Annotated in this window: 15 protein-coding genes; 8 read left to right on the top strand and 7 right to left on the bottom strand. The window is 68.0% G+C overall.

What is annotated here, in order from left to right; all coding sequences use genetic code 11:
• Window positions 1-47 precede the first annotated feature (47 nt).
• The 7 genes from ACPXB3_RS15215 to ACPXB3_RS15245 all read right to left on the bottom strand — a co-directional run bounded on the left by ACPXB3_RS15215 (window position 48) and on the right by ACPXB3_RS15245 (window position 7932).
• Window positions 48-962 (bottom strand): 3-methyladenine DNA glycosylase, encoded by a 915-nt coding sequence (locus ACPXB3_RS15215; RefSeq protein ID WP_425702439.1) that lies wholly within the window; start codon window positions 960-962, stop codon window positions 48-50.
• Between the two features lies 1 nt (window position 963).
• Window positions 964-2040 (bottom strand): hemolysin family protein, encoded by a 1077-nt coding sequence (locus ACPXB3_RS15220; RefSeq protein WP_425702441.1) that lies wholly within the window; start codon window positions 2038-2040, stop codon window positions 964-966.
• Complete coding sequence (locus tag ACPXB3_RS15225; protein ID WP_425702443.1) at window positions 2037-3491, bottom strand: hemolysin family protein; 1455 nt, start codon at window positions 3489-3491, stop codon at window positions 2037-2039. Before ACPXB3_RS15225 ends, ACPXB3_RS15220 begins: the two co-directional genes overlap by 4 nt.
• A gap of 7 nt (window positions 3492-3498) precedes the next feature.
• Window positions 3499-4932 (bottom strand): GuaB1 family IMP dehydrogenase-related protein, encoded by a 1434-nt coding sequence (locus tag ACPXB3_RS15230; RefSeq protein ID WP_425702445.1) that lies wholly within the window; start codon window positions 4930-4932, stop codon window positions 3499-3501.
• Between the two features lie 19 nt (window positions 4933-4951).
• Entirely contained in the window at window positions 4952-6406 is a 1455-nt protein-coding gene (gene gndA / locus ACPXB3_RS15235) for an NADP-dependent phosphogluconate dehydrogenase (protein ID WP_425702446.1), read from the bottom strand.
• 126 nt (window positions 6407-6532) lie between these two features.
• Window positions 6533-7486, bottom strand: coding sequence for a M56 family metallopeptidase (locus ACPXB3_RS15240; RefSeq protein ID WP_425702448.1), 954 nt, complete (start codon window positions 7484-7486; stop codon window positions 6533-6535).
• A gap of 47 nt (window positions 7487-7533) precedes the next feature.
• On the bottom strand, window positions 7534-7932 hold the full coding sequence (locus tag ACPXB3_RS15245) for a BlaI/MecI/CopY family transcriptional regulator (protein ID WP_425702450.1): 399 nt from the start codon (window positions 7930-7932) through the stop codon (window positions 7534-7536).
• Window positions 7933-8274: 342 nt separating this feature from the next.
• Between ACPXB3_RS15245 and ACPXB3_RS15250 the strand changes: the two genes are divergently transcribed.
• The 8 genes from ACPXB3_RS15250 to ACPXB3_RS15285 all read left to right on the top strand — a co-directional run bounded on the left by ACPXB3_RS15250 (window position 8275) and on the right by ACPXB3_RS15285 (window position 14708).
• The gene (locus ACPXB3_RS15250; RefSeq protein WP_425702452.1) at window positions 8275-8706 is read left to right on the top strand and encodes a PaaI family thioesterase; all 432 of its coding nucleotides are present in this window, start codon (window positions 8275-8277) and stop codon (window positions 8704-8706) included.
• Window positions 8703-9941 carry a DUF6986 family protein gene (locus ACPXB3_RS15255; protein WP_425702453.1) on the top strand — a complete coding sequence of 413 codons (1239 nt, stop codon included), beginning with the start codon at window positions 8703-8705 and terminating at the stop codon, window positions 9939-9941. The genes ACPXB3_RS15250 and ACPXB3_RS15255 overlap by 4 nt, the downstream gene beginning before the upstream one ends.
• A gap of 129 nt (window positions 9942-10070) precedes the next feature.
• A complete protein-coding gene (locus ACPXB3_RS15260; protein ID WP_425702455.1) occupies window positions 10071-10373 on the top strand; it encodes an urease subunit gamma in 303 nt (100 codons plus the stop codon).
• 40 nt (window positions 10374-10413) lie between these two features.
• Entirely contained in the window at window positions 10414-10743 is a 330-nt protein-coding gene (locus tag ACPXB3_RS15265; RefSeq protein WP_425702456.1) for an urease subunit beta, read from the top strand.
• Window positions 10744-12462 carry an urease subunit alpha gene (locus tag ACPXB3_RS15270; RefSeq protein ID WP_425702458.1) on the top strand — a complete coding sequence of 573 codons (1719 nt, stop codon included), beginning with the start codon at window positions 10744-10746 and terminating at the stop codon, window positions 12460-12462.
• Window positions 12463-12544: 82 nt separating this feature from the next.
• Window positions 12545-13165 (top strand): urease accessory protein UreF, encoded by a 621-nt coding sequence (locus ACPXB3_RS15275; protein WP_425728264.1) that lies wholly within the window; start codon window positions 12545-12547, stop codon window positions 13163-13165.
• Window positions 13166-13244: 79 nt separating this feature from the next.
• Window positions 13245-13934 carry an urease accessory protein UreG gene (gene ureG / locus ACPXB3_RS15280; protein ID WP_425702460.1) on the top strand — a complete coding sequence of 230 codons (690 nt, stop codon included), beginning with the start codon at window positions 13245-13247 and terminating at the stop codon, window positions 13932-13934.
• Window positions 13935-14708 (top strand): urease accessory protein UreD, encoded by a 774-nt coding sequence (locus tag ACPXB3_RS15285; RefSeq protein ID WP_425728234.1) that lies wholly within the window; start codon window positions 13935-13937, stop codon window positions 14706-14708.
• Window positions 14709-14710: the final 2 nt, after the last annotated feature.

Raw genomic sequence — 14710 nt, forward strand, 5'->3', positions numbered from 1 at the left:
GTCGCGGTGTCGCCGACCCGTGGTTCTGCGGTGTGCGGTCCTCTATGTTACTCGGCGGAAACCTCGACCTCGGTGGCGGTGGGTTCATCGCGTTCGACGCCGGGCAGGGCGCCGAGCGCGGCAACGATCTGTGCGCGCACCGCACCGGCCCGCTGCGTGATGGCGGTCTGCTCCCGGACGTACTCGGCGCGCCCGGTGGCGGACTCGACCGGGATCGGCTGGTAGCCGAGTTCGCGCAGATCGTAGGGGCTGGCCCGCATGTCGATCTCGCGGGCGTCGCGGGCGAGTTCGAAGGCAGCGAGGGTGAGACCGGACTCGAGCAGCGGGGAGAGGGTGAAGCATGTGCGGTAGAGGTCCATGGCGACGTGTAGACAGCCGGGTTGATCGGTGCTGTGACGATCGGCAGGGGACAGGGGGCGCTCGTTGCGGGGGCGCGCCGGATCGGTGAAGAACCGGAACGCATCGAAATGTGTACAGCGCAATGGCATCGACTCGACGACGGCGTCGGTGCCGGTGGCGCCGAGTCGTAGCGGGTGCGGGTGGCGGGTGTCGCGACAGCGGTAGACCATCGCCCACTCATGCAGTCCGAAGCAGCCCAACCGCGCCGTCCGCGCACCGGTCGCGGTGAGCAACGCGCGGGCGGCGCGCACCGCATCGAGACGACGGGACAGAAACTCGGGATCGACCCGTACTCCGTCGGCCGTGCGGTGATAGCCGCGCAGCGTGAGGAGGTCACGGGCCTGCGCGTCGTCGTCCGTCTCCAGGACGACGCCGAAGCCGGGATGCCAGCGGCGGATGTGTGCGGGCCGCGAGGAGTAATAGGTGAACAGGAAGTCCAGCACCGGATGGCTGCGGCCCGTTCGACGCAGGCGCAGGTACGGGCCGATGGCCTCCTCCACCCGTCGCTCGTGCGCGGCCCGCTGCGCGAGCCACTGCGCCGGGGTCAACGTGTGCGTCGGCACGTCAGATCCGGTGGGTTTCGTCGTTGACGGTGCCGACGAACTCCTCGACGAGGTCGGCGAGGGCCACGATCCCGACGGTGCGGCCGGACTCGTCGACGACGGCACCGAGGTGCGAGCTGGTACGGCGCAGCACTCCGGTCGCCTCGTCGAGTGGGGTGTCGGCGGCGATCACCGGCAGCGCCCGGACCTTGTCGATCCCGATGACGGTGTCGGGACCGATCCGTTCGTCGAGAATGTCGTCGAGGATGTCCTTGAGATGCAGGTAGCCGGTGTAGGTGCCATCGGGATCACGTACCGGGAATCGAGAGAATCCGGTGGCACTGACCGCGCGTTCGACCGCACCCAGTGTCGGCCCGGTGCCGCCGGTCGCCGGATCACGCTCGACATCGACACTGCGCATCCGGTCGAGCGGGATCATCACCTCGGCAACCATGCGACTCACCGATCGCAGTGCCCGGTTCAGACGCGCGTGCTCCTCGGCGTCGATGAGACCTTCCTCGCGGGATTCGCCGAGCATCTGGGCCAGTTGGACCGGCGACACCGTCGAATCGAGTTCATCCTTGGGTTCCACCCGCATCGCCCGCAGCGTGATGGTGGCCAGCCAGTTGTAGATGCTGATGAACGGCCGTGCGATCTTGATGAATACCAGGTGCACCGGCACCAGTAGCATTGCCGACGCCTCCGGTCCCGCGAGTGCGATGTTCTTGGGGACCATCTCGCCGAGCAGGATGTGTAGCACCACCACCAACGCCAAGGCGACGACAAACGCGATCGGGTGCAGCAGTTGATCGGGGACACGCGCCAGATCCAATGGCGCCTCGAGTAGATGTGCGATCGCTGGCTCGGCGACCCGGCCCAGCAGAATCGAGCACACCGTGATGCCCAGTTGCGCACCGGCCAGGATCAACGACAGTTGCTCGCCGGCACGGATCACCATGCGTGCACGTGACTTTCCGCTCTCGGCAAGAGCCTCGAGGCGGTCGCGGCGCGCGGAGATGATCGAGAATTCCGCGCCGACGAAGAATGCGTTGCCCGCCAATAACGCCACCGCCAGCACGATGGCCCCGATGTCGTTCACCGGTCGCGTCCCGTCGGCGCGTCGCGCTCGGTCGGTCGGTCGGGTGTGGGCGGGGCGTCGGATGCATCGTCGGTGATGGGCTGCACGGACACGACGTCGACGCGGCGGCCGTCCATCTCGGTCACTCTCGCCCGCCAGCGCTGGGCCGGGAACTCGTCGTCGAAATCATCGCTCTCGTCATCATCGGAATCGGATTCGACCACCGGCGTGCGGGCGGGCAGTTCGAGGGTGTCGCCCGCTTGCGGAACACGTCCGAGGACAAACATCACGAGGCCGCCGAGGGTGTCGTAGGAACCGTCGGGCGCGCGGTAACCGGTGGCGTCATACAACTCGTCGACACGCAGCAGCCCCGAGCACAGGAATCCGCCGTCCCCATCGGCCTGCACATCGGGGTGCTCGTTGTCGTGTTCGTCGGTGACGTCGCCGAGGATCTCCTCGATGAGGTCCTCGGTGGTCACGATCCCGGCAGTGCCGCCGTACTCGTCGATGACGACGCACAGTTCCATACCGTCTGCCCGGATGCGTTCCATCAAGGCGTCGCCGTCGAGAGTGACCGGTACCCGCCCGACCGCCCGGGCGAGGGCCGCGACAGTGGTCGTGGACTGTTGTTCGGGTGCGACGGTGAAGGCCTGCTTGATGTGCACGACGCCGATCAGTTCGTCGAGATCACCGTCGTCGACGACCGGGAACCGGGAGTGACCGGTGGCCGAGCACGCGATCACCAGATCGCGGACACTGGCATCCCGGTCGAGACATTCGACGGTGACGCGCGGAGTCATCAGATCCTCGGCGGTCAGTTCACCGAATCGCAGCGAACGATTGACCAGCGTTGCGGTGTCCTCGTCGATGGAGCCCTGCCGGGCCGAGTTGCGGACCAGCGACGCCAGCTCCTGCGGTGAACGTCCCGATCGGAGTTCCTCCGCCGGTTCGATGCCGAACCGGCGCACCACCCAGTTCGCCGAGCTGTTGAGACCGTTGATCACGTACCGGAAGGTCGCCGAGAAGATCGTCATCAGCCCCGCGGTCGCCCGCGCCACCGCGAGCGGATTGGCGATCGCGAGGTTCTTCGGGACGAGCTCGCCGAACACCATCGACAGCGAAGTGGCGATGATCAGCGACAACGCCAGCGCGACGCCCGACGCTGCCCCGGCACCGAGCCCCGCGGCCTTCAGGCCCGGCGTGATGAGCTGGGCGAGAACGGGTTCGGCGATGTAGCCGGTGACCAGTGTGGTGATCGTGATGCCGAGCTGCGCCCCGGACAACTGGAACGAGAGGGTGCGGTGGGCGCGCTGCACCATCCGCGACCGACGGTCACCGCGGGTGGCGACATCGGAATCGACCGCCGAACGTTCCAGCGCGGTGAGCGAGAACTCGGCGGCCACGAACAACGCGGTGCCGAGGGTCAGTGCGACGAAGCCGACGAGCCCGGCGACGTAGAGGACTGTCTGCACCCGGCGCTCACCACCCGCCCGGCAAGGGGCGGCCCTCCGCGAATCCGGCGGCCGACTGCACCCCGAGGACGACCCGGTCGTGCAGTTCGGTCAGGGTGCGCGCCCCGGTGTAGGTGGCCGTACTGCGTACGCCCGAGCAGATGTGGTCGATCAGGTCCTCGACGCTGGGCCGATCGGGGTCGATCGGGATCCGCGATGACGAGATGCCTTCTTCGAACAGGCTCTTGCGGGCCCGGTCGTACGAGTTGTCATCGGCCGAGCGGGCGACGACCGCGCGTTTGGATGCCATGCCGAAACTGACCTTGTATGCGCCGTGCGCGTCCTGCTGCAGATCACCGGGCGACTCATAGGTGCCGGCGAACCATGACCCGATCATCACGTTGGACGCACCAGCGGCCACCGCGAGGGCCACGTCACGCGGATGCCGGACGCCACCGTCGGCCCAGACGTGCGCACCGTGCTCGCGGGCGGCGGCGGCGCAGTCGGCCACCGCCGAGAACTGCGGACGACCGACACCGGTCATCATCCGCGTCGTGCACATCGCGCCGGGCCCGACCCCGACCTTGACGATGTCGGCGCCGGCGCGGATGAGGTCGATGGTGCCCTCGGCGGAGACCACGTTGCCTGCGACGATCGGCACGCCGAGGTCGACGGCGGCGACCGATTCGATGGCGGCGAGCATACGCTCCTGGTGTCCGTGAGCAGTATCGATGACCAACAGATCTGCCCCGGCCTTCACCAGGTCGGTCGCCTTGGCGGCCGCATCGCTGTTGATGCCGACCGCTGCGGCGATCCGTAGGTGACCGTCGGCGTCGACGTTGGGTCGGTAGACGCCGTGACGCAGAGCCGCGACCCGTGTCAGTACGCCGGCGAGTGTGCCGTCGGCGTGGGTCAGAACCGCCAGCTCCTGACGCAGTTCGGTCAACGCATCGAATACCTCGCGGGGCGGGGTGTGCACCGGCAACGTGACCACCACCGGGGCCAGGATGTCGGCGACGCGGGCGAAGCGATCCACGTCGGCGCACGCGGCTTCGGTGACCAGACCCACCGGGACGTCATCGTCGACGACGACCGCCGCGCCGTGCGCACGCTTGGTCAGCAGCGCGAGGGCATCGGAGACCGAGTCCTCACGCGTCAACACGACCGGCGTGTCGGCCACCAGGTCGCGCGACTTGACGAAGGCGATCGAACGGGTGGCCGCCGCCAACGGGAGATCCTGCGGCAGCACCGCGAGTCCGCCTCGGCGCGCGAGGGTTTCGGCCATCCGTTTTCCCGACACCGCGGTCATGTTCGCCGACACGATCGGAACGGTGGTGCCCGACCCGTCGTGTGTGCTCAGGTCGACGTCGAAGCGCGACGTCACGTCGGAACGGTTCGGGACGACGAACACATCGTCATAGGTGAGATCGTGGGTCAGGTGATGACCGGAGAGGAATTGCATCGGAGTGCTCGAGCCCTTTCTACTGCTCCACCTCGCTGCGGTCGCCGCCCCACAGCGTGTGAAAGGTGCCCGGCTTGTCGATGCGCTGATAGGTGTGTGCGCCGAAGTAGTCGCGCAGGCCCTGGGTGAGGGCGGCAGGCAGCCGTTCGCTGCGCAGGGCGTCGTAGTACGACAGCGACGACGAGAACGCCGGTGCCGGTACGCCGACGGTGGCCGCGATCGCCACTACCCGCCGCCAGGCGTCGATCCCGGATTCGACGGCTTCCCGGAAGTAGGGAGCCAACAGCAGACTCGGCAGGTCCGGGTTGTCGGCGTAGGCCTCGCGGATGCGGTTGAGGAACTGCGCGCGGATGATGCACCCGCCACGCCAGATGGTGGCCAGCGATCCGGGATCGACGTCCCATCCGTACTCTTTGCTGCCCGCCGCGATCTGATCGAATCCCTGGGCGTAGGCGACGACCTTGGATGCGTAGAGCGCTGCGCGGATGTCGTCGATGAAGGCGGCCTTGTCGCTCGGAGCCGCACCCGGCGAACCGCCGGCCAGTCCCCGGGCCTCGGCACGCTGGTCGGTGGCGCTGGACAGGGCGCGGGCGAACACGGCCTCGGCGATACCGGTCGTCGGGATACCCAGATCGAGTGCCGACTTGACCGTCCACCGGCCGGTGCCCTTCTGGCCCGCTGCGTCGACGATGACGTCGACGAGCGGCTTGCCGGTGTCGGCGTCCACCTGCGCGAGAACCTGCGCGGTGATCTCGACCAGGTAGCTCTCGAGGTCTCCGGTGTTCCAGCCGGAGAAGACATTGCCGATCTCGGCGACCGGCAGGTCGAGCACCCGGCGCATCAGGTCATAGGCTTCGCCGATGAGTTGCATGTCGGCGTATTCGATGCCGTTGTGGACCATTTTCACGAAGTGCCCACTGCCATCCGGGCCGATATGGGTGCAGCACGGTTCGCCATCGACGTGGGCCGAGATCGACTCCAGCAACGGGCCGAGTGACTTGTAGGACTCGGCCGGCCCGCCGGGCATGATCGACGGGCCGTTGAGGGCGCCCTCCTCGCCGCCGGAGATCCCGGCGCCGACGAAGTGGAGCCCGCGTTCGGCCATTGCCTTCTCGCGGCGGATCGTGTCGGTGTACAGCGAGTTACCGCCGTCGATGATGATGTCGCCGGTCTCCATGGCGTCGGCCAGTTCGTTGATGACCGCATCGGTGGCGTCGCCGGCCTTCACCATGATCAGCACCCGGCGTGGTTTCTCGAGTGCGTCGATGAACTCGGCGATGGTCTCGGTTCGGATGAACGAACCCTCGCTGCCGTGGTTCTCGATCAGGGCGTCGGTCTTGGCGATGCTGCGGTTGTGCAGCGCGACGGTGTATCCGTGGTGCGCGAAGTTGCGGGCGATGTTGGAACCCATGACGGCGAGACCGGTGACACCGATCTGAGCCTTGGCAGCTGGGGAGGTGGCGGGGTTGGTCATTGCTCCAGCCTATGGGTTCATGGCTGCGACGGTGTGTCGCCGGGTGCCCATGTCATCGTCGACACGAGTCGAGCGCCGATCTGCCGACGACGCGGGGCCGCGACGGGCGATGATCAGGCGCAAATTTCAGCGGTGTGCAGTGAGGAGGCGGCTGATCTCGGTGAGCCACGGGATCGCGACCGCCAGTGTGGGCACCGCGAGAATGGCGATCGCCGCGGCATAAGCGGCCATCGCCAGAAACGGGGTCGGCCGGTCGTGGCATAGGCGGTTCACGCGGGTCAGGGTGGTCGGGCCACCCACCGCCATCGCCCCACGCGGCGCGACCGCATCGGCGCACGCGACGAGCGCGCGGCCCAGCGTGGTCGGCGCGGTCGCGCGGACGGCCTGATCGTCGGCGAGCGCCTCCACGAGCAGTTTGACCGCGTCGAGCGCCGAACTGCTGCGGACGAACCGTGGGAACGCCTCGTGCAACGCGATGAAGGCCTCGAGAACGAGGTCGTGTCGGGCACGTAGGTGCGCTCGTTCGTGGGCGATGACGGCGATCAGCTCGTCGCGGGTCAGGCGGGAGACGACGCCCTCGGAGAGCACCACGCGTTGACGTAGCCCGGGCAGGCAATAGGCGAGGGGCTCACTCACGTCGAGCATGCGGATGTCGCGGGCGAAGAGCGGATGTGTGTGATCGGATCGATCGCAGGCGTCGAGGATATCGATCAACTGACGGTGGTTGGCGCGCCGTGCACGGGTACGTACCCCGACCCGCACCACGGTGAACAGCAGCCGCGCCCCGATCAGCAGCGTCAGCGCGAACACCGCCACATAGACCGACCACAGCGGCGCACCGAGTCGCTCGATTTCATGGAGCGGATGGGTGGTCGGGGCTCCATCGGCCCCGGGCGCGAGGAGGTTGGCGGCGATGGCGAGCCCGCAACTGAATGCCGACAGCACGGCGGCCAGAGCTATGGCCTGCCACAGGGTCATGGCCGCGCGGGGGGCGCGGATCGGCCAGGAGGCACGAGAGAGGATATCCGGCACCGGGCCGACCAACAGCAACGTCAGGATGCCGAAAAGAAGGGCGGTCATCGTTGGCTGTCCTCGCGGTTGGGCCGATCAGGCTGTTTCAGGTGAATCTAACCGGTTTCGTGGGGCGCTCGTGCGGCTTCGAGCTCATCGAGCGCCAGACGCAGTGCTGCGGCCTCGTCCGCACCGACGCGCCCGACAAACGACACCAGCGCCGCGTGTCGCGATCCGGAGGCGTCGGCTTCGCTGAGCGCATCGACCATCAGGGAGGCGACGAGATCTTCACGCGGGTGCGTGGGCACGTACTTGTGGGCCCGATCCTCGCGGATCTGGGTGACCAGGTTCTTTTTCGCCAGACGTTGCAAGACGGTCATCACCGTCGTGTAGGCCAGGGACCGGTTCTCCGACAACGACTCGTGGACCTGGCGCACCGTCTGTGGGGTAGGAGTGCTCCACAGGGTGTCCATGACCGCCCGTTCGAGGTCTCCCAATCCGTTCATCTTTCGCATTTTACTGTTACTTCTCCTCGATGCCGCATCCGACTTGTCGGTGCTTCTGCTGTGTCGCCTCGACGTCGGCTGTTGTGTGGTGTGACGTGCAGCTTCCCCGCGGTATTCCCCAACGCTTGACACTGGCGGTAAGGCTAGCCTACATTAACTCCCGTTGGGCCGCGTGAGAGTCCTGAGGGCTGCAGAGACCCCCGGCCCACACCGCGGTAGGCCCCACACGTCAACGAGGTGTGGGGCCTACCGGTTCCTGTAAGGCATTTTTGCCCCTTCCGATCCGATGTCGTTCCCATGCGGACACCGTCCGTGCCGCCTCGGCGAACCGGGCATGACACGCTTGTCACCATGACGAGCAATGACGAATTCGTGAAGGCGACAGGCAAGATCGGCCTCGACGGCGCGCTGGGCACCGTGATCGAGACCGTGACGATCGACGGATTGGTCGCCACGCTGGAGATCGGGCCGAAACACCATCAGCCCTTCGGCATCGTCCACGGAGGCGTGTACTGCGCCGTCGCCGAGAGCGCGGCCAGCATGAGCGGCTACCACTGGCTGCAGGAAACCGGCATCGGCGGCACCGCGGTCGGGGTCAACAACAACACCGACTTCCTCCGCTCGATCAGCGCCGGCACCATCACCGCCCGCACCAGTCCCATTCATCGCGGCCGGCGTCAGCAGCTGTGGGCGGTCGAGATGTTCGACGACGCCGACCGCCTGGTCGCACGCAGCCAGGTGCGGCTGCAGAACATCGAACTGCCCGACGGCGAGCGGCAGTGACCGGCGGCATCGCCGACGAGGTTCGCGCCCGCATCGACGATGTGCTCGAGCCGGTCGACACCGACCTCGATCGCTGGTTTCCCGGTGACCGTGACGAGTCGCAGCCCGTTCACACCGTCTATGTCAGTGCCGCCGACGTCGATGTCGATACCCCTCGGAAGTGGTCGGCGGTTGCGCTGGAACTCGAGGCCACGGCCCCGGCAGTCGCCGATCTCGCCGACGCGAACGTGCGCGAGATCACCCGGCACCGGCTCGCCACCACTCCGATCGAGGATCTGCGCATAGATCTCGAAGACGGATACGGATGGCGTGGCGACGTTCGGGAGGACGCCGACGCCCGGCGGGCCGGCACGATCCTCGCCCGGTGGGCGGCCGAGCGGACCTGGGCCCCGCGATTCGCCGGGGTCCGGGCGAAAGGGCTCGGGGCACGTGAGCGGGGACGCGGGATCCGCACCTTGGAACTCGTCCTCGACGCGGCCGGCGGCGTCCCGCCGGGGTTCGTCATCACTGTGCCCAAGTTGCGTGACGTCCGCCAGGTCGACGCCATCAATGTGCTGTGTGCGGAATTCGAGCGGATCCACGGGCTCGCCGAGGGCGCGCTGCGCGTCGAGCTGCAGATCGAGATCCCCCAGGCAATTCTCGGTCCGGACGGCCGCGCGACGCTCGCGCAGGCCATCCACCGCGGCGCGCCGCGCATCGTCGGGCTGCACTACGGCACCTATGACTACAGCGCGGCCTGTGGCATCGTGTCCGCGCAGCAATCGCTCGAACACCCCGTCGCCGACCATGCGAAGGCCGTGATGCAGGTCGCCGCTGCGCAAACCGGCGTGTGGATCAGCGACGGGTCGACCCAGGTGATGCCCACCGGCAGTCCCCACCAGATCGACGCCGCCCTGCGTCGGCACCATCGGCTGGTCACGCGATCGCTCGAACGCGGCTTCTATCAGGGTTGGGATATGCATCCGGGGCATCTGGTCACCCGCTGGCTGGCCGTCACCGGTTTCTATCGGACGGCGATGCCGGCCGCCGCCGCGCGCCTGCAGGCCTATTTCGAGCGGCGCAGCGGTGACGTCGTCGACGAGCCGGCGACCGCGATGTCCTTGGCTCTGGTCATCCGACGCGGCCTGGCCGCGGGCGCGTTCACCGCCGACGAGGTGACCGATCTCGCACCCCTGTGCACGGTGCAGCGGCTCGCCGAACTGGCCGCAGGCGGCGGTGCGCTGACGCCCGACTGAGCGCCGCACTCGCTCGCCGCGCCGAGTGCCCCGAGTCGTGGCAGGATGACGGAGCCGACGCGCACCAGGGTTGCGCCGAGGTGAATTCGAATCGAACAGTGAAGCCCACACGGGGAAGTGAGGGGACCGGTGCGACTGTCGCCGCATGAGCAGGAACGGCTGCTGATCTCGTACGCCGCCGAGCTGGCCCGCCGCCGCAAAGGGCGCGGCCTGCGGCTCAATCATCCCGAGTCGGTCGCGATCATCACCGATCACGTCCTCGAGGGCGCGCGGGATGGCCGGTCGGTCGCCGAACTGATGGCGAGCGGACGCGAGGTCCTGAGCCGAGACGACGTCATGGATGGCGTGCCGGAGATGCTGCATGACGTGCAGATCGAGGCGACCTTCCCGGACGGCACCAAGCTGGTCACCGTGCACAACCCGATCGGCTGATCTCGCCGGTCGGGTACTCATCAGACAGGGACGCACATAAATGTCGGAGAAGATCTCGGCGCTGGTGCCGGGCGAGGTGATCGTCGCGGACGGCACCATAGAACTCAACGCGGGTGCCGATACCGTCACTCTCGGCGTCGTCAATCGCGGCGACCGGCCGGTCCAGGTAGGTAGTCACGTCCACTTCCTGCAGGCCAACCCGGCATTGGACTTCGACCGTGCCCGCGCGCGCGGACGACGTCTCGACATCCCGGCCGGAACAGCGGTGCGCTTCGAGCCGGGCATCGAGATGACGGTTTCGCTCGTCCCGCTCGGCGGCACTCGCGAGGTACACGGGATCTCGCTCGACGCACCCGGGAGGATCGACTAGATGGCCACGCTGGGGCGCGATCGCTACGCACAACTCTTCGGACCCACCACCGGTGACCTGATCCGGCTGGCCGACACCGACCTTCTCATCGAGGTCACCGAGGACCGCAGCGGCGGACCGGGTTCGGCCGGTGACGAGGCGGTCTTCGGTGGCGGGAAGGTCATCCGCGAATCGATGGGGCAGAGCCGCGCGACCCGGGCCGACGGCGCGCCGGACACCGTCATCACCGGTGTGGTGATCCTCGATCATTGGGGAATCATCAAGGCCGACATCGGTATTCGAGACGGCCGGATCGTGGCGATGGGCAAGGCCGGCAATCCTGACACGATGGACGGGGTGCATCCCGACCTGGTGATCGGGGCGTCGACGGAGATCATCGCGGGAAACGGCAAGATCCTCACCGCCGGCGGCATCGACTGTCACGTCCACTTCATCTGTCCGCAGATCATGGACGAGGCGCTGGGCAACGGGATCACCACTCTGGTCGGTGGTGGCACCGGGCCGGCCGAGGGCTCCAAGGCCACGACGGTCACCCCGGGCGCCTGGCATCTCGCGTCGATGCTCGCCGCCACCGATCACTGGCCCATGAACATCGCCCTGCTGGGCAAGGGCAACACCGTCAGTGCCGAGGCGATGCGCGAGCAGGTCCGTGCCGGCGCATCGGGTTTCAAGCTGCACGAGGACTGGGGGAGTACCCCGGCGGCGATCGACGCCTGTCTGCGCGTCGCCGACGAGACCGGGGTGCAGGTCGCCCTGCATTCCGACACGCTCAACGAGGCCGGCTTCGTCGAGTCGACGCTGGGCGCCATCGCGGGACGCAGCATCCACGCCTATCACACCGAAGGCGCGGGCGGCGGGCACGCGCCGGACATCATCACGGTGGCCGCCGCGGCCAACGTGCTGCCCAGTTCGACCAACCCGACGCGCCCGCACACCGTCAACACCCTCGACGAACATCTCGACATGTTGATGGTGTGCCATCACCTCAATCCGACGGTGCCCGAGGATCTCGCCTTCGCCGAGAGCCGCATCCGGCCGTCGACGATCGCCGCCGAAGACCTCCTCCACGACCTCGGCGCGATCTCGATGATCGGCTCGGACGCCCAGGCGATGGGCCGCATCGGCGAGGTGGTGCTGCGGACCTGGCAGACCGCGCACGTGATGAAGCGCAAACGTGGGTCGCTCGCCGGCGATGGCCGGGCCGACAACAACCGGGCGCAGCGCTACATCGCCAAATACACGATCTGCCCGGCCGTCGCGCACGGCTTCGACGACGAGATCGGTTCGGTCGAGGTCGGCAAGCTCGCCGACCTCGTGCTCTGGAACCCCGCGTTCTTCGGCGTGAAGCCCGATCTGGTCATCAAGGGCGGTGCAATCGCCTGGGCGCAGATGGGCGACGCGAATGCGTCCATCCCGACGCCACAGCCGGTCCTGCCGCGGCCGATGTTCGGTGCGGCCGCACCGACGGCTGCGGACACCTCGATCACCTTCGTCGCGCCGGGCTGCGACGAGAATCTCGCCGAACGCATCGGCATCCGGCGGCGCCTGGCTCCGGTCAAGAACACCCGTTCGGTGGGCAAGGCGGACATGCCGCGCAATGACGCCACGCCGAGCATCGAAGTGGACCCCGACACGTTCACCGTTCGGGTCGACGGCGAGGTGTGGGACGCCGAGCCGGTTGCGGAATTGCCGATGGCGCAACGCTATTTCCTTTTCTGAGTTGCCGGTGATCATCGACTCCTGGTCTTCCGATTCCGGCCCGCTCGGCGCGGGCTCCGGCCGGCCGTCGTCGCCACTGGCGATGATGCTGGCATTGGCCGACTCACGCTTGCCGGTGGGCGGTCACGTCCATTCCGGGGGCGTCGAGCAGGCCATCGCCGACGGCTTCGTCCGAAGTGTCGGCGATCTCGCCGCATTCCTGCACCGTCGGTTGACCACCACCGGACTCGTGTCGGCGTCGATCGCGGCGGCGGTCGCCGACGGCGCGCTCGACGTGCCGACCGCCCAGATCGAGACCGATGCACGTACCCCGTCGTCGGCGGTCCGCAAGGCGTCCCTCGCACAGGGGCGCGGCATGGTCCGCCTGGCCCGGCGGATGTGGCCCGGCGCCGACTGGTCCGGCCACCGGCCGGCCACCCATCTACCGGTGATCAGCGGGTCGGTCGGCCGCGTGTCGGCACTGTCGGGGTTTCATACCGCACTCGTCCTCGTCTACACGACCGTCAGCGGCTCGGCCACCGCCGGGCAGCGCCTGCTGGCGCTCGATCCGGCCGACGTCGCGCTGATGATCGTCGACCTCGGGGCCGAATGCGAGGCCGTCGCCGCGCAGGCCGCCACCGGGCTCGCCGACCTGTCCGACCCGATTCTCGATGTCTTCGCCGAACGGCACGAGACCCGCCCGATGCCCCTGTTCATGAGTTGAATGTTCACGCGCTGAACCGGATTCGCTCGGCCGCCGGCCGAACGATCGCCCGTCACATCACCACCAGAGAGGATCGCCCATGCCCCCGCATCTGATCGACGGAGAACCACACGACCACGGCCTCGAGCGCCCGCGTCGGCACCGGGAACCAGGTGAGCCACTGCGTATCGGCATCGGCGGTCCGGTCGGTTCCGGTAAGACCGCGCTCGTCGCCGCCCTGTGCAGGCAACTGCGCGAGGAGTTGTCGGTGGCGGTGTTGACCAACGACATCTACACCACCGAGGACGCCGACTTCCTGCGCCGGCACGCCGTGCTGCCCGACGAACGCATCACCGCGGTGCAGACCGGCGGTTGCCCGCACACCGCGATCCGCGACGACATCACCGCCAATCTCGATGCCATCGACGACCTGATCGCGGCCAATCCGCCGCTGGATCTGATCCTCGTCGAATCCGGTGGCGACAACCTGACCGCCACCTTCTCCACCGGACTGATCGACGTCCAGATCTTCGTCATCGATGTCGCCGGCGGTGACAAGGTGCCCCGCAAGGGCGGTCCGGGGGTGACCTTCTCGGATCTGCTCGTCATCAACAAGACCGACCTCGCGCCGCGGGTCGGTGCCGATCTCGGTGTGATGCGAAGCGACGCGGAGAAGGTACGCGAGGGCCGTCCGACCGCGATGATCTCGCTGACCGACGACCCGGCTGCCACCGACGTACTCGCCTGGGTGCGTGGACATCTCGCGCAGGCCGCCACGGTCGGCGGATAGGTGCACACCGAGGTCGAGATCGTCGCCGAGGCGCGGCGCTCGCCACGGATTCGATGTACCGGCGGACTGGCGGTGCGTCAGACGGGTGCGGCTTCGGCGCATCTCGTCGGTACCGCCGCCACGCCCCTCGGTGGTGACCACATCGAGGTGCTGGTGCGGCTCGGCCCGGGTGCCGCCCTCGACCTGGGTTCGGTGGCCGCCACCATCGCACTGCCCGCGGCCGATCGGGTCGACTCGACGTCGCACTGGCGGATCGAGGTCGGCGCCGGCGCACGGCTGCGCCTCGATCCCCAGCCGACGGTGATCGCCGGCGGCGCGGATCACCAGTCCGTCATCGAGGTGTACGCCGATGCCGACGCGATGATCGATCTGCACGAGCACATCCAGATCGGGCGCTCCGCGTCGCACCACCCCGACGACGCGACCGGGCGGTGGCACGGCCGATTGCACGTCGACGTCGACGACCGTCCGATCCTGCGGCACGGTCTGGCGCTGGGCAGCGGATCCGCCTCGGCTGCAGTCGGATTGACGACGATCACCAGTGTTTTCCGCTATCCGGACACCCGCCCGGCCGTGGTCGACGCCACCCATTTTGCTGCTCGACTGGCGTTGGCCGGTGACGCAACGCTGACCACGTCACTCAGCGAAGGTCTCGCGCAGGGACGGGCCCGTTGCGATGCCCTTGAGGTGGCCACGCTCATCGACCACCAGCGATCTCGACAGACGACAGCACCCGCCGACTCGCGCAGCGATACCGGCGGGTGCTGGAGGTAGCG

Origin of the sequence: Gordonia sp. DT219 (genome assembly GCF_049847065.1) — a bacterium.
Taxonomy (GTDB): Bacteria; Actinomycetota; Actinomycetes; order Mycobacteriales; family Mycobacteriaceae; genus Gordonia.

What these genes read in the sequence shown, in the direction of transcription:
- ACPXB3_RS15250 (WP_425702452.1), top strand. Translation starts at nt 8,275, where the DNA reads ATGACGAGCAATGACGAATTCGTGAAGGCGACAGGCAAGATCGGCCTC.
- ACPXB3_RS15275 (WP_425728264.1), top strand. Translation starts at nt 12,545, where the DNA reads ATGATGCTGGCATTGGCCGACTCACGCTTGCCGGTGGGCGGTCACGTC.
- ACPXB3_RS15245 (WP_425702450.1), bottom strand. Translation starts at nt 7,932, where the DNA reads ATGCGAAAGATGAACGGATTGGGAGACCTCGAACGGGCGGTCATGGAC.
- ACPXB3_RS15270 (WP_425702458.1), top strand. Translation starts at nt 10,744, where the DNA reads ATGGCCACGCTGGGGCGCGATCGCTACGCACAACTCTTCGGACCCACC.
- ACPXB3_RS15230 (WP_425702445.1), bottom strand. Translation starts at nt 4,932, where the DNA reads ATGCAATTCCTCTCCGGTCATCACCTGACCCACGATCTCACCTATGAC.
- gndA (WP_425702446.1), bottom strand. Translation starts at nt 6,406, where the DNA reads ATGACCAACCCCGCCACCTCCCCAGCTGCCAAGGCTCAGATCGGTGTC.
- ACPXB3_RS15240 (WP_425702448.1), bottom strand. Translation starts at nt 7,486, where the DNA reads ATGACCGCCCTTCTTTTCGGCATCCTGACGTTGCTGTTGGTCGGCCCG.
- ACPXB3_RS15265 (WP_425702456.1), top strand. Translation starts at nt 10,414, where the DNA reads ATGTCGGAGAAGATCTCGGCGCTGGTGCCGGGCGAGGTGATCGTCGCG.
- ureG (WP_425702460.1), top strand. Translation starts at nt 13,245, where the DNA reads ATGCCCCCGCATCTGATCGACGGAGAACCACACGACCACGGCCTCGAG.